The organism is Pelorhabdus sp. sgz311001, from assembly GCF_055901755.1.
The window spans coordinates 1-19,991 of the sequence record NZ_JBVXUT010000008.1; the positions used below are offsets into that span (position 1 = coordinate 1).

17 protein-coding genes and 1 tRNA gene are annotated in these 19,991 nt (G+C 41.2%); 16 read left to right on the forward strand and 2 right to left on the reverse strand.

Annotated features, from left to right (window positions below):
- From AC0MXB_RS17145 to AC0MXB_RS17165, 5 genes are all read left to right on the forward strand, one after another.
- A partial coding sequence (locus AC0MXB_RS17145) for a thiamine pyrophosphate-dependent enzyme (protein ID WP_474040945.1) occupies positions 1-426 on the forward strand: 426 nt, incomplete at its 5' end.
- 3 nt (positions 427-429) lie between these two features.
- Positions 430-957 carry a 2-oxoacid:acceptor oxidoreductase family protein gene (locus AC0MXB_RS17150; protein WP_474039727.1) on the forward strand — a complete coding sequence of 176 codons (528 nt, stop codon included), beginning with the start codon at positions 430-432 and terminating at the stop codon, positions 955-957.
- A gap of 126 nt (positions 958-1,083) precedes the next feature.
- Positions 1,084-2,802: a LytS/YhcK type 5TM receptor domain-containing protein gene (locus AC0MXB_RS17155; RefSeq protein WP_474040946.1), complete on the forward strand. Its 1,719-nt coding sequence runs from the start codon at positions 1,084-1,086 to the stop codon at positions 2,800-2,802.
- Positions 2,802-3,557, forward strand: coding sequence for a LytR/AlgR family response regulator transcription factor (locus AC0MXB_RS17160; protein ID WP_474040947.1), 756 nt, complete (start codon positions 2,802-2,804; stop codon positions 3,555-3,557). The genes AC0MXB_RS17155 and AC0MXB_RS17160 overlap by 1 nt, the downstream gene beginning before the upstream one ends.
- A gap of 129 nt (positions 3,558-3,686) precedes the next feature.
- A complete protein-coding gene (locus AC0MXB_RS17165) occupies positions 3,687-4,937 on the forward strand; it encodes a nickel pincer cofactor-dependent isomerase, group 22 (protein ID WP_474040948.1) in 1,251 nt (416 codons plus the stop codon).
- Between the two features lie 148 nt (positions 4,938-5,085).
- On the opposite strand, the gene AC0MXB_RS17170 is transcribed toward AC0MXB_RS17165, so the two are convergent.
- Both AC0MXB_RS17170 and AC0MXB_RS17175 read right to left on the reverse strand, forming a co-directional pair.
- The gene (locus tag AC0MXB_RS17170; RefSeq protein ID WP_474040949.1) at positions 5,086-6,687 is read right to left on the reverse strand and encodes a bifunctional metallophosphatase/5'-nucleotidase; all 1,602 of its coding nucleotides are present in this window, start codon (positions 6,685-6,687) and stop codon (positions 5,086-5,088) included.
- Positions 6,688-6,711: 24 nt separating this feature from the next.
- Positions 6,712-7,176: a hypothetical protein gene (locus AC0MXB_RS17175; RefSeq protein WP_474040950.1), complete on the reverse strand. Its 465-nt coding sequence runs from the start codon at positions 7,174-7,176 to the stop codon at positions 6,712-6,714.
- A gap of 778 nt (positions 7,177-7,954) precedes the next feature.
- Here AC0MXB_RS17175 and AC0MXB_RS17180 point away from each other — a divergent pair.
- The 11 genes from AC0MXB_RS17180 to AC0MXB_RS17230 all read left to right on the forward strand — a co-directional run bounded on the left by AC0MXB_RS17180 (position 7,955) and on the right by AC0MXB_RS17230 (position 19,928).
- The gene (locus AC0MXB_RS17180) at positions 7,955-8,500 is read left to right on the forward strand and encodes a hypothetical protein (RefSeq protein WP_474040951.1); all 546 of its coding nucleotides are present in this window, start codon (positions 7,955-7,957) and stop codon (positions 8,498-8,500) included.
- A 91-nt stretch (positions 8,501-8,591) separates the two neighbouring features.
- A tRNA-Ala gene (locus tag AC0MXB_RS17185) sits at positions 8,592-8,667 on the forward strand.
- Between the two features lie 116 nt (positions 8,668-8,783).
- Positions 8,784-9,698 carry a LysR family transcriptional regulator gene (locus AC0MXB_RS17190; RefSeq protein WP_474040952.1) on the forward strand — a complete coding sequence of 305 codons (915 nt, stop codon included), beginning with the start codon at positions 8,784-8,786 and terminating at the stop codon, positions 9,696-9,698.
- A gap of 86 nt (positions 9,699-9,784) precedes the next feature.
- A complete protein-coding gene (locus tag AC0MXB_RS17195; RefSeq protein WP_474040953.1) occupies positions 9,785-10,198 on the forward strand; it encodes a VOC family protein in 414 nt (137 codons plus the stop codon).
- A gap of 517 nt (positions 10,199-10,715) precedes the next feature.
- Positions 10,716-11,654 (forward strand): dihydrodipicolinate synthase family protein, encoded by a 939-nt coding sequence (locus AC0MXB_RS17200; protein WP_474040954.1) that lies wholly within the window; start codon positions 10,716-10,718, stop codon positions 11,652-11,654.
- Positions 11,655-12,010: 356 nt separating this feature from the next.
- On the forward strand, positions 12,011-13,030 hold the full coding sequence (locus tag AC0MXB_RS17205; RefSeq protein WP_474040955.1) for a LacI family DNA-binding transcriptional regulator: 1,020 nt from the start codon (positions 12,011-12,013) through the stop codon (positions 13,028-13,030).
- A 306-nt stretch (positions 13,031-13,336) separates the two neighbouring features.
- Complete coding sequence (locus AC0MXB_RS17210; protein WP_474040956.1) at positions 13,337-14,725, forward strand: hypothetical protein; 1,389 nt, start codon at positions 13,337-13,339, stop codon at positions 14,723-14,725.
- A gap of 47 nt (positions 14,726-14,772) precedes the next feature.
- Positions 14,773-16,137, forward strand: a complete 1,365-nt coding sequence (locus tag AC0MXB_RS17215; protein WP_474040957.1) for an S-layer homology domain-containing protein — start codon at positions 14,773-14,775, stop codon at positions 16,135-16,137.
- 111 nt (positions 16,138-16,248) lie between these two features.
- Positions 16,249-16,968, forward strand: coding sequence for a DUF554 domain-containing protein (locus AC0MXB_RS17220; protein WP_474040958.1), 720 nt, complete (start codon positions 16,249-16,251; stop codon positions 16,966-16,968).
- A gap of 29 nt (positions 16,969-16,997) precedes the next feature.
- On the forward strand, positions 16,998-17,879 hold the full coding sequence (locus AC0MXB_RS17225) for a fumarylacetoacetate hydrolase family protein (RefSeq protein ID WP_474040959.1): 882 nt from the start codon (positions 16,998-17,000) through the stop codon (positions 17,877-17,879).
- A gap of 21 nt (positions 17,880-17,900) precedes the next feature.
- Positions 17,901-19,928: a methyl-accepting chemotaxis protein gene (locus AC0MXB_RS17230; RefSeq protein ID WP_474040960.1), complete on the forward strand. Its 2,028-nt coding sequence runs from the start codon at positions 17,901-17,903 to the stop codon at positions 19,926-19,928.
- Positions 19,929-19,991 lie beyond the last annotated feature (63 nt).

The window sequence follows — 19,991 nt, forward strand, 5'->3', positions numbered from 1 at the left end:
TATTCCCCATTGACGCCAACCCATAGTAAAGCCACTACTGCGCCTTATGGCACGATTGAACGGAGCTTTAATGTAGTAGAATTAGCGAAAGCCGCTGGCGCTACCTTCGTTGGTCGCGGTACGACGTTCCATGCGCAGCAGCTTTCGGATCTCATTGCCGAAGCCATCGCCCATGACGGTTTCTCCTTAGTAGAAGCGGTAACGGCTTGCCCGATTGGCTTTGGTCGTCAGAACAAACGCGGCGACGGCGCTGCGATGATGAAATGGCAGAGAGACCATGCCGTAACAGCGGGTCAGGCTGCTAAGATGACGGAAGAACAGCTTGCCGACAAGTTTATTATTGGTGTACTTCATAAAGCGGAAGCACCGGAATATACGAAACAATATGACCTGATCATTGAACAGGCCCAGAAAGGGGCGAAATAAGAGATGCAGCAGCTACGATTATCAGGAACAGGCGGACAGGGTCTGATCCTAGGCGGAATTATTTTAGCAGAAGCAGCCCTTCGCGACGGGAAACTGGCAGTACAATCCCAGTCCTATGGACCGGAAGCGCGCGGCGGTTCGAGTAAATCGGAAGTATTGATTTCGGAAAAACCGATTCACTTCCCGAAAATTACCGTGCCCAATCTGGTACTCGCTATGAGCCAGGAAGCTTGTAAGAAATATACAGGCGATTTAACGGAAGAAGGCATTTTGATTACAGACAGCCTGTTTGTAACAGAATTACCGCAGAAACAGTATAAAAAAGTCTATGAACTGCCGATCACCCATACAGCCCAAGAAGGCTTAGGCAAAGTATTGTTTGCTAATATCGTTGCGCTTGGCGCTATGACGGCGATTACGAATGTCGTAACGAAAGAATCCTTGGTGAAAGCGGTTCTATCGCGTGTACCAAAAGGAACAGAAGCTCTGAATGAAAAAGCTATTGAACTTGGCTTTGCGTTGATTAAATAAAATTGCAGATCAATGTTTATTTCCCCAAAAGCAGGAGAGTCTGAAGGATTCTCCTGCTTTTTTACAGAAAAAAGTATTTTGATTATTCTTACTCATCATGATATGCCGCAATAAAGAGGTGTAGGCGTGTTTTTTTATCCAGATTTAGTTTTGAATATTTTATATCATACGTCGCTGATCGGTATAGTTGGCTACCTTCTCACGCGGTTTCCCTTAATTCGCCGCACTGTGACGCGCTCTGAATATCGCCTGCAAGATAAGGTGATGCTAGGCTTTATTTTTGGCGGTATTTCGATCCTTGGTACCTGGATGGGAATTCCTGTTCTCGGTTCAAGCGCCAACCAGCGCATAGTGGGACCGATTGCCGGCGGGCTTTTGGGCGGACCGCTTGTCGGATTTATTGCTGGGGCCCTTGGCGCTTTTGTGCGGTATTTTATTGGCGGTTTTACCATGTGGCCGGCTGTCTGGTCGAATATTTTGGCCGGACTAATTAGTGGCTTCGTTTATATTATCTATAAACAGGAGCGCATGACAGTTAAAACGGCTTTAGCTACGGCGCTTATCTGCGAACTTTTGCTAAAATTTATGATCATTACCTTATCAGAATCCTTTGAGGCGGCTGTGGCCTTGGAACAAGCGATTGCTCTGCCGACAATTCTTGCCAATAGCTCTGCTGTTGTATTCTTTTGCTATATTGTGGGCGATGTGTTTCGCGAACAAGATAAGGCTCAGGCTTTATCGGTACAAAAATCACTGCGAATGATTCGGCAAACTACTAGCTTTTTGCAAAAGGGTTTAAACGAGCATACAGCAGCGGAAATTGCTCAGATTATTTATCATGAAACTCAGGCAGCGGCCATCAGTATTACTGACGATAAGAAAGTCCTTGCTTTTATTGGCGAAGGGGCTGATCATCATGCTGTAGGAACTCCGATTATTACGGCAGCGACGAAGCGGGCCATTGAGAGGCGGCAGACGGTAATCACTAGCGGCCGTCAAGAGATCGGCTGTCCCCATCAAGGTTGCATGCTTACTGCGGTCATTGATGCACCGCTTTTAGTGGGAGATCAGCTTCTTGGCACAATTAAGCTCTATAAAATCAATTATGAGACGATTTCTTATTTTGAACGAGAAGTCATTCAGGGAATTGCTGATTTTCTCGGCCCATTATTGGCTCAGCAGAAGCTCGCGGAAAAACAGCAATTGTTACTGCAGACCGAGTATAATATGCTTAAGGCTCAGATTAATCCCCATTTCTTCTTTAATACCTTGGGAACAGTACAAGCGCTGGTTTTGGCTGATCCCAAGACAGCCAGTGCTTTGATTAAAGACTTAGCTCAATTGCTGCGTCGCATGCTAAAACGCGGCCAGGAAATTGTTACTTTAGGCGAGGAATTAGAAACTGTTTCGCATTATAGCCGCATTGAGAAGGTTCGTTTTGGCTCTAGACTGGAGATTGTCATCAGTATATCAGAAGAGTTACTGAGTCATCCTGTGCCCGTTTTTTCATTGCAGCCTCTTGTTGAAAATGCCATTCGCCACGGATTAAGCCGCAAAAAAGGCGGCGGTCAAGTTGAGATTAAAGCGTGGCCGGAAGGTAAGTTTTTATATGTACAGGTCCAGGATAATGGCGTAGGTATAGCCAAAGAGACGTTACAGTCTTTTGAGCAAGGCGAGATGGTGCTGCCTTCTTCTAGCGGTACAGGGATTGGTTTACAGAATGTGAATAAACGGTTACAGTCGCTTTATGGCGCTGAATATGGTTTAGCGATTACCAGCCAAATTGATGCAGGGACGACAGTGACTGTTTGTTTACCTTATATGATTACAAGGGGGAATCCATAATGAAAGCGCTTACGGCTGTAGTTGTTGATGATGAAGCTGTTATGGCTGATTTGCTCCGTCGTATCTTAGAGGAAAACTGCAATACTCAGGTTCTTGGCATTGGCTATGATGGCGATGAGGCTTTGACTTTAGTAGAGAAATTTAAGCCTGATTTACTCTTTCTGGATATTCAGATGCCGGGACAAAGTGGTTTAGAAATTGCGGCTCAATTAGCAAAAGCGACGGACAGCCCTTTGATTGTTTTTGTGACAGCTTATGATGACTATTCGCTACAAGCCTTTTCAGTGAATGCGCTTGATTATGTATTAAAGCCTTTTGACGAAGAAGATATTCAAAGGGTTCTGCAAAAAATCCGCAAGCTCTATTTTAAAAGTATTCTGATTGATAACCGCAGCCGCAAGCAGCAGTCTGTGCCTTATATTAAAAGGCTGGGCGTTACGGCTAATGAGAAAACAACGATTCTTGACGTAGAAAAGATTCAGTTTATCTGTGCAGAAAACCGTGAAGTGTTTCTGCAGACTGTAGATGGTGATAAATATTATACAAAGTATTCCTTGCAGGAGTTTGAGCAGAAGCTTGATCCTGCCAGCTTCTTTCGCTGTCATCGAAATTATATTGTCAATATGAATGAGGTACGGGAAATTGCATCATGGTTCAATCGCGGTTATTTGTTGAAGCTGGGCGGTGCTAAAGGAGCAGAGATTCCTGTGAGCAGAGCCAATACGAAGCGTCTTGAATTCTATGTGAACTTATAACGAGTCTTGCGTGAATAAACGACCGCTTTGTGGTTGCTTTTGGCTGATTCAGTGAAAATTTTGCCACAAAAATCAAAAAAATTATTATAATAAGGCTAAGATGAGATTGTGATGAGGGGAGATAAGTCGATGAATTTGCCTACGATGTATCGCGTAAAACAGGTTTTCCCACGTCCCTTAGTGAACGATTTGCCAAAAACGGTAGCAGAAGAACTAGAAAAACTCAATTTGACTGTCAAAATTAAACCAGGACAAAAAATTGGAATTACGGCGGGCAGCCGTGGCATACAAAATTTGCTGCCACTACTCAAACTGACAATTGATTTTGTGCGGGCCTTAGGCGGCGAACCTTATTTGCTTGCCGCGATGGGAAGCCATGGCGGCGGTACGGCGGCAGGGCAAAAAGAAATGCTCGATGGCCTCGGTATTACGGAAGAAGCTCTTGGGGCGCCTGTTCTGACTTGTGCTGAATCGAAGCTCATTGCCCGTACGGTAAGCGGCCTTGCTACGTATATGCTGGAGTCTGCTTTGTCTATGGATGGTATTATCGTCGTAAACCGCGTCAAAACCCATACTTCCTTTAAAGGAACTGTAGAGAGCGGTCTCATAAAAAAACTCGTTGTCGGCCTGGGAGGCCCGAAAGGCGCCCAGCAGTTCCATAGTTTTGGCCCGGCGGAATTGCCGCGGCTCTTAACCGAAATCGGTCAAGTAATTTTAGATCATGTACCTGTTCTCGGCGGTCTGGCTATTGTGGAAAATGCCTATGAAGAAACAGCGCTTATTCAAGGGATTGATCGGGAAAATATGATTGAAACAGAAAGTAAAGTTCTTGAATACTCGAAATCGCTTATGCCTGCTTTACCAGTTTCCGAGCTGGATCTATTAATTATTCAGGAAATGGGAAAAAATTTTAGTGGTACAGGCATTGATACGAATATTATTGGCCGGGCTCGGATTCATGGTGTGGCCGAGCCGGAGTCGCCGTCGATTCAGCGTATCGCCGTACTTGATTTGTCGGAAGAGTCCCATGGAAATGCCACCGGCGTGGGGATGGCTGATTTTGTGACGGAAAAATTAGTGCAAAAAATGGATCGACCGAAAACGTATCTTAATTGTCTTACAAGCACTTTTGTCGTGCGAGCGGCCATACCGATGTATTTTGCTACCGAAGAAAAAGTGATGGAAGCAGCACTCTATAGTTTATCCGGTATTGAACCGGAAAAACTTCGCCTAGTCATTATCCCTAATACGCTATTCTTGTCAGAGTGTTTTGTATCGGCAGCGATTGTGCCAGAACTTTCGGAACGGTCCGATATAATCATTGGGGAAACATATCCCCTTACTTTTGATCAGGACGGAAATATAGCGCTTCGTATTTAGTATTTTTGAAATCTTAACTTGTAGATAACTCGCCAGGTAGTAGATCGAGCGAGTTCTATTTAGCTAATCAAAAAAGAAACGGCAGTCTCATCAACAAAGTATGAGACTGCCGTTTTTTCGTATTCTTATTTATTTATCTATCGAGGTGTTATTTATTATTATCTAGCGGATTATTTAGCAAGGTGAAGCGTTCATCATCGGTTACGGTGAGCGGCTGCTTTTGCTGCAATTGGTCAATCAAAATATCTTGTACATCAATCCCTGTATCTTCGCGATTTCTAGCGGTAGTAAAGCAGGGATAGCCGTCGCCGCCGCTGGCCAGAAAATCATTCGTAACTACTTTATAAAACTTATCGGAATCAAGGGGGCTACCATCGGCGAGGGTTGCTGAGATAATTCGTTCATTCGGCTCCTGGGCAGTATCATAGACGACAGTAAGCCCTGAGAATTGAAGCATGCCTACCTTTGGGTTTAGGATGCCATAACTGAGAATTTGGCGAATTTCTCTGCCGGTAAGCTCCATGGTACTTAACGTATTATGGAAAGGAAGAACTTCATAAAGATTGCCTAAAGTAATCGGTCCAGTAGCGAAACTGGCGCGGAGACCGCCGCCATTTTGAAAGGCCACATCTGCTCCGGTCGCCTGGCGCATGGCATCAGTGACCCATTGTCCCATAAGTGATACGCTGGGATGATACCGTTCGTGGACCATCGGGGCGCCAATTTGGCCGATGACTTGTTTTTTCGTTGCCGCTATCTGCGCTTCATAGGTGAGAACAATGGTTTTCACGGTCGGATCAGGTGTAAGAGAAAGCTTGGTTAGATCAAACGTTTCTTCTTGGGCGGCAACGACTCGTTTTTCTTTTTTCGAATAGGTGAGCCGAATTTCTCCTACATGTTGGCCGCGATAGCCTGCTTGGACTATGGGAATCTCATTGACGCTGCCAGCGACAACGAGATGCGTATGACCTGTTACGATGGCGGCCACAGCGTTTTTAGGCAGTGCATTCGCCAGATCAGCCGCCTCGCCAGTAATTCTTCCCGTATTGTCTTGAACGCTGCCAATATGGCCTAATAGGATCACAAGATCGGCTCCGGACTGTTTGATGGCTGGCAGTAGATTCTTTACCGTCGTAGCGGGATTTTCAAAGGAGTAGTCTTTTACGATGCGCGGATTGGTCTTTGTTGATGTTTCTGGTGTGGTCAGCGGAATAATAGCAATTTTCAAGTGATCTTTTGTTACAATCATAAAAGGCTGCTTTGTGTTAGGGTAAGGCAGAGCAAAGGCGGGAATTTCTTCTTGCAATCTAATATTGGCGCCGCCCCAAGGAAAGCGAGAGTTTTCTTTTAGTTTCGTTAAAGCAGGTATTCCCCAGTCAAATTCATGATTGCCAATGGATAGTGCATCAAAGGCAAGAGCATTCATCATGGCTAGGACCGGTTTGCCATAAAGCAGGTTGGAATCAACTGTTCCTTGGAACATGTCACCAGCCGATAGCAGCAGTGTACCTGTTGGATTTTTAGCGCGTTCTTGCTGAATAAATGTAGCTAATCCAGCGGCGCCTGGATCTTTGCCAGGACCTTTATCGGCAAGGGCGCCGTGAAAATCATTTACAGAAAGGATCGTTAAGTATACTTGTTCCTGATCTTCCGAAGCCAAGACCAGACTATTGATGGAGAGCAGTAAAATGGTAAGGAATGTTAGCAGGAGCGGCCGAAAAGAACAAAGCAATCCCTTTGATTTTTGCAAAGTTAGAACCTCCCGAGGTTGCGGTTAGAATTTATTTTTTAAGAAGACTTGTTTAGATGTTGTTACATTTACACTTTGATCACCGTCTTGATCCAACTTAATTTCTACGGTCTGATTATGAACGGAAACATTTGGTGAGACGTGATATTCTTGTTTTTTAGGCTGTTTAATTGAGTATTCGTAGTCTGATAAATTGGGTGATGGAGCTGGTTTATTAAAATTTTTATTTAGCTGAGGCTGAAATGTTTCTGCTTTTTCTTCGCTTGGTTCTTCTAAACTTGGTGATTTTTGCGATACTGAAGCATCAGATGGTGCTTTTTCGCTTGTTTTGACTGGTACCCCAGTGGGGGGCGGCGGTGCGGTCGGATAAACAACTGCTTCTTCCTTGGCAGCTGCGGGTGGCTCGTTTGGCGTGAGTAACATATAAGAAGCGGCTCCTGTTATCAAAGCGACTGAGGCGGCGAGTGCGACAGTGAAAGATTTGCGCATTATCTTTCTCCTTTCTAGCACGAGCTTTTTTATTAGCTCTTGCTTTATTCTCCAGAAAAGGAAACGTTCCTTTTTGATTGGATAAAATCATTCTAAATTATATATCGTAGAAAGAGATGTTAAGACTTATTCATTAGAATAATAAATTCTAATGAATAATATGTATTATGAATACACATAACTTTTCTATTGCTAAAGGTAGATAGACGCTATATAATAAAGAAAAGTAGAAGATAATAATAACTACTTACGAAAGCGACTTAGATTGAGAGGGGTGAGTCCAATGGGACAGGATGTTGAAATAGAACAGCCGGAATCCAAGGGGGTTGATCCATTGAATCTCTCAGCTAAACCGGTGACAACTGAATAGATTTCAACAATGGCGTTTTCATGAAAACGACAGTAACTACGATCCATATCGTAGATAGAAAGAATAAAGAGAAATGCGAGAGCATTTCTCTTTTTATTTTATCTACGAAAGAATAAATTTCAAAGTCTGGCAGTTAAGTAAAAAGCGAACAAACTATCGCCATGTGGATAACGAAGCAAGTTTTATCGACTGAATTTGTGGATAAATGATGCGAATAAAAGAATTAGGCTTGTTTAAATGTGGATAACTCTGTTGATAAGGTGTTGAAATGGTGTATAACTTTGTTTTTTCTCTTTGTCATAATTTTGTCATAGAAATAAAGTATGATACATACAAAGATAAGTTGTGGTTAAAGCTTATCGGAAAAAGTATAAAATATTGTCAAGGATGACAAGGAGGTACATAATTATGAAAAAAACAATTATGGCTATTGTAACAGGGACTCTTTTAACAGCTGTTCCGGTATTTGCTGCTCCATTAAGTGATGTACAAGAAGGGCAAACTGTACTTGGCTACAATCATTATAATTTAGATCAAAACGGTAATTCTGTGAAGGATGATAGCTTTTATTTGGAAGCCGGCGTTGCTCCCAAGGTAATTGTTGGCGTGGAACGAAATGGTTATGCGTTTCCCAATAATTATGATGCAAAGACAACTGATGTTTATGCACAATATAAAGTAAATGACAATGTTCGTTTGATTGCTGGTAACCGTGATTTCAGCAATGGCGGCGGCGACAAATTCTTTTATGGAGTGGGTCTGTCAGCCAATTTAGCACAAAATGTAGATGGCTATGTATCGGCTACCACAAATAGCCGTTATACGGAATGGCAGACTGGTGTCAATTATAATATGGACAATCAGACAACCTTGAATGTAGGGTATAAGTCTTATAAAGAAGATGGCAGCTCGCGGCTGGATGGAGTCGGCTTCGGCATTAGCCATAAATTCTAAGAAGAAAGCAGGCCTAGAGCCTGCTTTTTTCTTGTAGTCTTTAAAAAATTGGGAATTTGTGTTATACTAAACACGTTATTAAAATTTTTGTGGGGGCGTAGCTCAGATGGGAGAGCGTTTGGCTCGCATTCAAAAGGTCAGGGGTTCGATCCCCCTCGTCTCCACCAGTAATCAAGGGTTCTGAGAGTTTCTCAGAACCTTTTTTGTATATTAAACTAGAAACATAGTAAGGTCATTCATTATATTGAGATCAGAAAGTATAGCGTAAAAGGATGGGGAATCAATGGATACGATGCATCTGGAGTATTTTATCGAAGTGGCCCGCCAAAAAAATTTTAGTAAAGCTGCAGAAATATTGCATATATCTCAACCATCTGTCAGTAAAGCAATCAAAGATTTAGAAACTCAGTTGGGAGTAACCTTGTTTTATCGCAATACAAAATTTGTTGAATTGACTGATGCCGGTAGAGCCATACTGGAGCAAGCGCAGCAGATCGTATCTTCCGTTCATAATATTACGGCTCGCTTAGATGGTCTGACTAAATTGCAGTCTGGTAAAATCCATATTGGTTTGCCACCTATAACTGGGATCACTCCTTTTTCTAAACTGCTTGGATTATTCAAACAAGAATATCCCAATATAACGATCCAGTTATTTGAATATGGAGCAAAAAAGATTGAGCCTGCAATCAATGATGGGCTCTTGGATTTTGGCATTAGTATTCCGCCGGAAGATAGCAGCACCTTTGAACGAATTAGTTTTTCCTGGGATTCACTTCAGATCATTATGAATCAAGACAATCCTTTATCACACGATAAGGTAATTGACTTTGCTACGCTGCGGGAAGAACAATTTATATTGTATGATCAGGATTTTAAACTTCACGATAAGATTATTGCGCGTTGCAAAGAGGCTGGATTTTATCCCAAGATTGTGTTTGAAACAGGGCAGCGTGAGTTGATGGTTCAAATGGTTGCTGCTAATTTAGGTATAGCATTGCTCCCAAGTGCCATATGTAAAGAGTTTGATAGCAAGGCAGTTATTTCACGTTCCTTTAATGATTCACAGATCTATTTGGAATTGGCGTTAGTTTGGAAACGAGAACGGTATCTTTCTCATGCTGTTCGTGAATTCTTCAAATTTGCTAAGGCTTTTTTTGCCGCAGAATCATCAGCTCTTCACTTATTCAAAATCTAAATACACTGAATTATATATAAGAATTTCACTTTTCAGTCTTAATTCAGTATAATTCAAAGCAAAAGTGGTAGAGGAGCTGGCTTACTATGAAACCAATGAGACTGCATCATGTGGGGATTGTTCTTCCTTCAGTAGAAAAAGCGCATAGCCTAATGGAGAAAATTGGTTTAGAAGTGGATTATACCGGATTTGTTGAAGCTTATCATGCGGATTTGATTTTTACGAAATATAACGAGAATGAGAGCCCTCTCGAGTTCATTATCCCGAAAGAAGGGGTTCTTACCGAGTTTAATAATGGCAAAGGCGGCATTGCTCATTTGGCCTTTGAAGTGGATGATGTGGAGGCCGTACGTCAAGAATTTGAAGCAAAAGGCTTAGGTATGCTTGAACAGCATGCTGTGCAAGGAACTAGCGATATTATCGTCAATTTTGTTCGCCCGAAGCATACGGAAGGCATATTAGTTGAATTTGTCCAGACTGTCGGAGAAATTAAACGGTAACGAATCGTATTTGGTCGTAATTATTGTGGTTATTCCCTCTATAGGATTTATAATGATTAGTGTGATAGGAAGCAGAAAATGGCTGGATGGCCAGGCTCTGTTTCTTTTTTATTGCAGACTGCGATGAATTTTATACCTAAAACAAGGAACTATCAATCATTAATTGGATAACGTTTTCCGTTTGTAATATAAAATTTAGGTTTATTTTAAGAAAGTGTTTTAAGAAAAAAAGTGTAGTTTTCCGTAATCAATATACGATTTACTAGAGAGATAAGTGTTGGTTTATCTGGGTTTTTAGCGACTGTTTAGGTGATTACAAAGAATATAGAAAATAGTAGGAAAAATTGAAAAAATCTCTTGACGATTATCAGAAAAGTAAATATAATAAAAAACAAGGAAAACGTTATCCGTAAGTTGCTTGCTAAATACTTACTTGCTCAGAGTGCGCGCCGAACAGGAAAGTATATAAGCAAGATTCAATAACTTCAAACTATAAAATAAAGAGGAAGTGTTAAGAATGAGTGAAAAATGGATGGGATTGAACCCCGCAATTATGGTACCTTTGAATGATGACTATTCAATTAATGAAAAAGAATTAAGAGCTTATGTGGAATGGCTGATTACACACAAACATATTACTGGCTTAGTTACTAATGGTCACACTGGAGAAATTACGGGTTTCAATCGGGAAGAAAGAAAATTGGTTACGCAGATTGTAGCTGATCAGGCTAAAGGCCGAGTTCGCGTTATCTCCGGCGTATGTGCGGAAGGTACTTTTGAAGCGATTGACCATGCCAAAGATGCTAAAGAAGCAGGGGCAGATGCGATTCTTCTGATGCCGCCTCATCTGTGGTTGCGTTTTGGCATGAAACCTCAGACTCCAATCAAGTTTGTCAAAGATGTTGCTGAAGCAGCTGATATCAATATTGTAATCCACCTGTATCCTTCTAATACCAAAGGTTTCTATCCTGTAGAAACGCTTGTAGAAATGACGAAAATTCCGCAAGTTGTAGCAATTAAAATGGGAACAAGAAATCAAGCTCTTTATGAACGCGATGTAAGAATTCTGAAAGAAAAAGCGCCTCATGTAGGATTGTGGACTTGTCATGATGAATATCTCATGTCTTCCTTAATCCAGGAATTAGACGGAGCATTAATTGGCTTCTGCGGTTGCGTACCTGAACTGATCAGCAATCTCTATCAAAAAATTCAAGAAGGCGATTTAAAAGAAATTTTAAAAGCCAATACTCCTGTATCGAAAATGTCAGCAGCGATTTATGGTGTCGGCGAACCTACTGGTGAAGCCCATGCTCGTATGAAAGAAGTTTTATATCAGCGCGGTATCTTTAGCTCGGCATTAATGCGTCCGCCAATTATGCCTTTATCGCAGGACGAAAAAGACGGAGTCACAGATGTTCTTAAATTGGGCGATGTAGGCAAGGTCAAATTGGTATAAAAAAACTCAGACACATTTGCGCTGTATCTGAGAAAGCTTAGGCCTTGCTAGCCAATAACCTAATAAATTGACTATAGCGTAAGCTATTTAAACAATTTATAACGAATGGGAAACTCGATTTTTCATGAATAATCGGTTTCCCCTTCTTTTTAGTAATTCAACATAACAGGATATCGATTTCCCATTTTTCATATGTATTCTCACATTATCTTTATAGCTTAATATACACAATTATATTATGATTGACTGTATAGGAAAAACCTATATAATAAATGTCGAAGAAAACGTTATCCTTAGAGTTATTATGAAAGATCAATGTGTGAAGTGAATACGCATGAATAAAAGGGGATGTTAATTTGGCGAGAATCTCAATAGATGATGTGGCGAAGCGAGCTGGAGTTTCTATTCCAACTGTTTCTAGGGTAATTAATAATTCAAGCCATCCTGTTTCGGAAAAGACTAAAAAGAAAGTAATGAAAGCCATTCAGGAACTAGATTATCGGCCTGATATTTCGGCACAAGGTTTGCGGCAGTCTTTTAATAATATTATTGCGCTGATTACGCGAGATATTTCAGACCCTTATTTTGGCGAAATGGCCAGAGGTGTTACTGAAACTGCCAATAAATACGGGATTTTGACCTTTGTCTGTAATACAGGTAGGAATCCAGAAAATGAAATTCAATATCATGAATTGCTCTGGCAGTATAAAGTTCGCGGGATTATTTTAGGTGGCGGCGGACTTAATTTAGAATCTTATAAGCAAAAATTACTACAGCAAATCAATCGTTTTCAAAATAACGGTCATAAGATTGTTGCTTTAGCACCGCAAGGACTCGATATGGACTATGTCGCGATTGACAATCGCATCGCCGGTGAAGTGATTACCAATTACTTAATTGAACGAGGCCATACTTCCATTGCCTATCTTAGCGGTCCTGAAAATACCTATACCGCCCTTGAAAGGTTAGACGGATACAAATTAAGTATGAGAAATCATGGCTTGATGGTAGATGATTTAATGATTGCTTACAGCGATAACTCCTGGAAAGGCGGTTATGAAGCAGCAAATCTTCTATTGGATCGGGCACTACCTTTTACTGGGGTATGTTGTAGCAATGATAATATTGCTATAGGTGCGCTGCGGGCTTTGCGAGAAAGAGGCTTTGAGGTTCCTGATGATATTTCTATGATTAGTATTGGGGATTTACCAAATGCGAATTATATTACGCCGCCGCTTACCGCTTTAAAGGTTCCGCTTTATGATATGGGGGCGAAGGCGGTTGATGTCATCATGGAAGGCGAAAATCAAAAATATAATGCCAACATTATCTTCAATACTGCCATTATCGAAAGAAAGTCTGTAAGTGCGATTTAATAACTTTAAATTGTGAAAATGAGCATAAAAAAGCTCAGATACATTTGCGCTGTATCTGAGAAAAACCGTAGGCCTTGCTAACCAATAACCTACTACTTTGACTATAGCATAGTCAAAGCATTTAAGCAATTTATAACGAATGGGAAACTCGATTTTTCAGCAATAATCGGTTTTCCTTTCTTTTTCACTAAAATTTAACAGAAAAAAATAAATATCGAAAAAAATCCCAATATTCTGCTTTGGTTAAGTTGGATGCAATAGTATAAATAAAAAGCAACCAGGTTGATGGGAAATGGAGATGATAACTTGAATATTACACTTTCTCTAGCTGATTGGGTTTATATGCTTACTATTCTTGTGATACTGATTACCCTGGCAATGCGTAAGGACGCTCTGATTCCTTCGGTTGTAGGGCTTATCATAACTGGTTCTGTCTTAAAAGGGAATATTTTTGAAGGGCTAGTCGTTGCTTTTAATGCTATTTCCGCAGCAACGATTGATTTACTGAGTATCATTATGACTATTGCTTTTGTGGTTATGATGAATAAAGTCATGGAGGATACCGGAGCCTATCGCGTGCTCATTGCACCGTTACGGAATTTTTTAAATAACCCCTTTATTGCCTATTGGGTTATTGGACTTACCTGTTTCTTTCTTTCCTTATGTATTAGGCCAACCTCTACTGTATTATTAATTGGCACGTTACTCGTACCAGTGGCTATTGTGGCAGGCATGCCGCGGATTGTTGCTGGTATGGCCCTAGCTATATATGGCAAAGGGATCGCTTTATCAGGAGACTTTATTACGCTTGGTACAGCCAATATCACAGCAAAGTCCACGAATTTACCGATTATGGATGTCTTAGCGGGCATTACTCCGGTATGGGCGGCAACATCAATTGTAGCTGTTGTTATTACAACCATTATTTCTTATCGAATTATTCATAAACGGCGAGGCGAAGATGCTGCTTGCAGTGAGATGCAAGAAAAAGCTCGTTTGGCCTTTGAAGATGTACAAGCTAGTATGATAGGAAAGGTTATGGCTTTCCTTATGCCTTTGTCCTATCTCATCGACATTATTGTTATGCTGAATTACAAAGTGTTTCAAGGCGGAAATGCCATTGCTTTGATTGGTGCAACGACACTCGCATTGGCTATTGTTGCCGGGATTGGTCAATATAAAGCCGAAGCTTTTGATAAATTAATTGAATTTTCAAGACAAGGTTGGGCTTTTGCTTTTACGGTATTTGGGCCTGTGGTAGTTATTGCGGGGCTCTTTTGGCTGGGCGGCGATCATATTAAATCGATTGTGGGCAATCCCAAATTGCAGGGACTTACATATGACTGGGGATATTGGCTTGCTGCCCATATTCCGCTAAATATATTTGCCGTTGCCGCGATTTGTATGCTTGCTAGTGTATTGGCGGCTTTTGACGGTTCTGGTTTTGCTGCCATTCCGCTGGGAGCCACACTAGCCGTATCGTTAGGTACTGCTATTGGCGCTAAGGTAGTTTACTTAGTAGCTGGGGCGGTTATGGCTGCGATTTGGACAGGGGCGACGCTTGTACCATGGGGATTTCTTGCTGTATCTGCCGCAATGGTGGGAGTCGATACACAGGATCTGGCGCGTAAAAACCTTATTCCTTGTGGTCTCGGACTAGTAGGCGCTTATTGCATGGTTGTATTTTTGGCATAATTTAAGCTGTGTTTATTATTAACTTTTAATTTAGGAGGAGATTTTTCGTGAGAAAAATTACGTATATATTGCTATTCCTGTTGGTACTATGCTTTTCTACTACGGCCTTTGCCGCCGAGAATTATAGTGATGTAAGTCCCTCTCACTGGGCTTATCAAGCAGTTAAACAGTTAAGCAATGCGGGAATTATTACTGGCGTTGAGAAAGATACTTTTGCTGGTGATAAGTCCATAAGTCGCTATGAAATGGCTCAAATGGTATTTAGAGCCATGGAGAAGTATGATAAAGCCGATGCAAATCAAAAGCTATTAATTGATGCGTTAAGAGCGGAGTACAACGATATTTATAAAAAACTGCTTGATCATGATAAACGGCTGGGAAAATTAGAAAGTGATCAAGGCAAGGTTTTATTTACAGGTATGCTGAGTGCTAGATATAAAAATCAAGATTATTCTTCTAAAGCAGCAACAGATCAAGTATTAAATCAATACCGTATTCGTTTGGATGCCAAGGTAAAAGTTGACGAAGATTCTTCAGTTGGCTTTCGCTTTGTAACGAAGGCTCCTAATAAAAATAATCTCTGGAATGATTCCTGGACAAGTGCTGGCGGGGAAAATCAAACCACGGCGAATGGCACTAATAATACCTATAATAATTTGATTGATCGCTACTACTATACGACGAAGCTAGGGAAGGATACTTCGTTTACTTTAGGGGAACAGGCCTTAGTGCTTGATCCAATGAATATCATTGTTGACAGTACGTTTTATAGCTATGGCGGCGGTAAAGTAAGTCAGAAAATTAAGGGGCTTGGCGATGAAGCTAATGTTACAGCACAGTATGGGACTTTTTATAAAGGCGTAACTCTTACTGGTTTTACTGGTTGGGGCAATAAAAAAGCTACCGATTTTAATAATGTAAACATTGCATCCATCGTTCTGAATGGAAAAGTAAATGGTGTAAAATATCAACTCGGCTATGCTGACTTTAAAAATGATACAGCGAAAGTCGATTTGCTAAGATATACATTTGCTAATGTGGGCTTCCTTGTAGCGCCTAAGGTCGGTCTTGACTTTGAATATGGTAGAAATAGCGCCGACGTACAAGGGCGATTTGCAACGGCCAAAATTACCTATGGTGATCAAGTTCTGAAGAAAAAAGGACAATGGAATGTATCATACCAATATCTTGATGCCCAAAAGAATGCCATCTTCAACCGCTATGCTATGTTGGAAGGCGCTTCCGGTGCGAATGTGAATCATGCGCAGCAAATTACTGATGCGAGAATTAATTATGCTTTTTCACCGACAACCTCGTTTTACATTCAAAGATTAGCAATCAATGATAAAGATGCGCCGAATTCTGTAAACGATAGTGTAATCTGGAAGGCTGAACTTGATGTGAAATTCTAGATAGGGCGCTTCAATGCGTTAGCCAATATTATTATCAAAAAAGAACTTTGGGCGTAGACTCTTTAGAGTTCTGCGCTCAAAGCATTTGGAACAGCGTGGGAGGCTGAAAATATGCCAATTGGCGTTATAACAAACGCGACTACTGTATTGATTGGCGGGATTATTGGCGGCTTGCTGGGGCATAAAATTCCCCAACGATTGCGGGAAAAGTTGCCTCTCATACTTGGTGCGGCCTCTATGGCCATGGGAATTGTAAGTATGGAGAAGATACAGGATCTTCCAGCCGTTGTATTAGCCGTGATTTTGGGAACAGCCCTAGGGGAATTTGCTAAGCTTGAAACAGCTATTGAATGGGGCGCTGGAAAAGTCCGTGTTTTATTAGACAAAGTTCTATCAAATAAAGAAAGCAGCCAAGATGAAGCGGATTTTATGGAAAAGTTTATTGGTGTTCTAGTGTTATTTTGTGCTAGTGGCACAGGGGTGTTTGGCGCATTACAGTCAGGTATGACTGGCGATCAAACGATTTTACTGACAAAATCAATCTTAGATCTATTCTCAGCCATTATATTTGCCGCGTCGTTGGGCTTTATTGTGGCAGTTATTTTTATTCCGCAATTTTTAGTCCTTATGACGTTATTCTTGGGAGCTACCTTGATTATGCCCATGACTACACCAGCCATGCTAGCTGATTTTAATGCTGCCGGAGGTATTCTTATGTTGGCAACAGGCTTTAGAATTTGCGGTATACTGTCGTTTCCTATTGGGAACATGCTTCCAGCTATGGTAATTGTTATGCCCTTATCCTATGTATGGTCGCAGTATATTATGTAATTGATTCATAATGGAATGGAGCTGAAAAAATGTACTTTTTAACTTATGAGATAAATGGTTCACAGGAAATTGGCGTACTTACAACTGATAAACAGAAGATCATTCCACTATTAGCGGCAGAAAGATACTATTTTGGGGAGATTACTTTACCGAATAGTATGATTGCGTTCATTGAAACGGGAGATACTGCTTTATTACGAATTGAATTAATCGCTAAGCGCATTGTAGCGGATACTAAGTTTCCGTTGTTAATTCCAGTAGACCAAGTTAAGGTTTTAGCACCGATTCCAAGGACAAGGAAGAATATTTTTTGTATTGCTAAAAACTATAAAACTCCTGGGGAGTTACCGCCGCACCCGGTTATTTTTACGAAGGCGCCAACGTCAATTATTGGCGATGGTGATACAATTCCTTGCCATAAAGAAATAACACAGTCCTTAGACTATGAAGGAGAAATGGCGGTTGTTATTGGAAAAAAGGCTTCTTACGTTACCAAAGAAGCTGCAATGGATTATGTCTTTGGTTACACCATAATCAACGATATTACAGCAAGGGATTTACAGAAACAACATGTCCAGTGGTTTAGAGGAAAGAGCCTTGATGGTTCCGCACCGATGGGACCTTATTTGATTCATAAAAAGGATATTGTGAATGTCAATGATTTGACTATTGTTACAAAAGTGAATGGTGAAGAACGACAAAATGGCAATACTCGAGATTTTATTTTTGATATTCCTACTTTAATTAGTCTTATTTCGGCAGGTATTACCTTGGAACCGGGAGACGTTATTGCTACAGGAACGCCTGAGGGAATGGGCGCAAGTCTTAATCCACCGCAATTTCTAAAATATGGCGACGAAATTGAAATAACCATTCGTGATATTGGGACACTCAAAAATTGCGTGGAATAGCTTTAATAAGGAGGAGTTGCAGTGAACAGCCTTCGTACTCGCTTACTCGTCATGGTTCTAACCATTTTGGTTATTTCATTAGGCATACTAGCGAGTTTAAGTTATTATTTTTCGAAACAATATCTTTCCGCAAGTGTGGAAGAAACTGCGATTACTATGGGAAATGGCTATGCGAAACGAGTGGAAAGCGCCGTTCAAGAACGAGTCGACTTTCTCCAGGGGATTAGTAATGATCTGAATCTGCGGCCGAATCGTGATCGCGATACAATGGTTGCAACTTTAGCAAGGGCCTTAAAAAAGAGTACCATGTTTGATACGATCAATTTTGTTTTTTTAGATGGAACTACAGTTCGTTTTGATGGAAAAGTGATTAATCTAGCGGATCGCGCCTATTTACAAAAGGCGATTCAAACAAAGGAAGTTGTTGTTTCTGAGCCGGTTATTGGACGCGGTACTAACAAGGCTATGATCGTTATAGCAGTACCAATACTAGATAATGGCAGCTTAGTTGGAATTCTTAATGGAACAACTTCTTTAGAGATTTTGAGTGAATTTGTTAATGAAATTCATTTTAAAGAGTCCGGTTATGGCGCTATTATTGATCAGACAGGACTTTTGTTAACTCATAAAAATCCAGAGATAATCGGAAAGATTAATTTCTTAGAGAACAAAATAGATTCCAGTATTCCTGTAAGATCGAATGGAATCGATAATCGCTTTACAGAGTTGCTAAAGACCAGTTTGGCTAGTGGCAAACCGGCAAGTGGAAAGTTTGCTTCTATCGATAATATCCCTAGCGTTGGGATCGTTTCATCCATTCATTTGCCAGGAAATCAGCGCTGGGCTTTCGTAATCTCCGCGCCAGAAGCCGAAGTTACAAAAGAGGTCGGTATCTTAACGAAGCTATTACTTGTAATCACTTTAGCAGCGATTGGACTAGCTGGCATCCTAATTTATTTCTTTAGCAAAAAATTTACTGAGCCGATTATTGTGCTTAGAGATGAGGCGCTGCTACTGGCACAGGGAGATTTGCGTCAGCGAGAGATAAGCGCTAATACGAAAGATGAAATCGGGCAGTTATTTAAAGCGTTTCAAAGTATGGGGAAAAACTTGCGAGAATTTATTGGTAATGTGCAGAGTCGCTCGGAAACTGTTGCAGCATCAAGTCAGCAATTAACGGCAGTTTCCTATCAATCGGCTGAAGCTGCTAGTCAAGTTGCTAATTCGGTTACGCAGATTGCAATTGGGTCAGAGCGACAATCCGGTGTTGTGAAGCAGGCCGCTAGAGCGACAAGCGAGATTGCAGAACATATTGATCAGATTTCTAGCGCTAGTAAAGATGTGGCTCAGATTACCCAAGAAGCTTTTGAATTTACGCGACAGGGTCGCAGCGCCATTGAAAGAATCACGTTGCAGATGGACACCATTGTAAGTGAAGCGGAAACGGTACGAAGTATTATTGGTGAATTGGCAAAAGGGTCAAAAGAGATTGGGGAGATCATCAGCCTTATTTCGTCAATTACTGGTCAGACCAACTTATTAGCGCTCAATGCTGCTATTGAGGCAGCGCGGGCTGGCGAAGCTGGGCGAGGCTTTGCCGTTGTGGCTGAGGAAGTTCGTAAGCTGGCGGAGGAATCGAATCAGGCGGCCCAAAGGATTTCGGAACTGATTCAAAGAAATCAGGTTGATATGCAAGGCGCAATTCGAGCGACGAATGCTAACAGCGACAGTGCGAAAAATGGCATAGAAGTCATTACTGTAGCGGATAAGAATTTTCATGAAATTTCTTCATCAGTAGAACATTTATCAGAACAAGTTCGCGGGATCGCGGCATCCATTGATCAAATTGCTGTAAGTAGCGACTATCTAGTTGCATCAATACAAGAAGTTGATAAAATTAGTCGAGAAAATGCGGCAGAAACAGAATCGGTGTCGGCGACGACGGAAGAACAATCGGCAACAATGGAGGAAATCGCTGCTTCTAGTCAAGCTTTGGCGCAGATATCAGTGGAACTAAATGATGCAATTTCTAAATTTAAGTGTAGGTAAAGCTTGTATTATATGACTGGGGACAAGATTTTTCTTGTCCCCAGGATTGCATTTTATGTTATT

What these genes read in the sequence shown, in the direction of transcription:
- AC0MXB_RS17190 (WP_474040952.1), top strand. Translation starts at nt 8,784, where the DNA reads ATGGATACGATGCATCTGGAGTATTTTATCGAAGTGGCCCGCCAAAAA.
- AC0MXB_RS17195 (WP_474040953.1), top strand. Translation starts at nt 9,785, where the DNA reads ATGAAACCAATGAGACTGCATCATGTGGGGATTGTTCTTCCTTCAGTA.
- AC0MXB_RS17165 (WP_474040948.1), top strand. Translation starts at nt 3,687, where the DNA reads ATGAATTTGCCTACGATGTATCGCGTAAAACAGGTTTTCCCACGTCCC.
- AC0MXB_RS17175 (WP_474040950.1), bottom strand. Translation starts at nt 7,176, where the DNA reads ATGCGCAAATCTTTCACTGTCGCACTCGCCGCCTCAGTCGCTTTGATA.
- AC0MXB_RS17150 (WP_474039727.1), top strand. Translation starts at nt 430, where the DNA reads ATGCAGCAGCTACGATTATCAGGAACAGGCGGACAGGGTCTGATCCTA.
- AC0MXB_RS17225 (WP_474040959.1), top strand. Translation starts at nt 16,998, where the DNA reads ATGTACTTTTTAACTTATGAGATAAATGGTTCACAGGAAATTGGCGTA.
- AC0MXB_RS17200 (WP_474040954.1), top strand. Translation starts at nt 10,716, where the DNA reads ATGAGTGAAAAATGGATGGGATTGAACCCCGCAATTATGGTACCTTTG.
- AC0MXB_RS17180 (WP_474040951.1), top strand. Translation starts at nt 7,955, where the DNA reads ATGAAAAAAACAATTATGGCTATTGTAACAGGGACTCTTTTAACAGCT.
- AC0MXB_RS17220 (WP_474040958.1), top strand. Translation starts at nt 16,249, where the DNA reads ATGCCAATTGGCGTTATAACAAACGCGACTACTGTATTGATTGGCGGG.
- AC0MXB_RS17160 (WP_474040947.1), top strand. Translation starts at nt 2,802, where the DNA reads ATGAAAGCGCTTACGGCTGTAGTTGTTGATGATGAAGCTGTTATGGCT.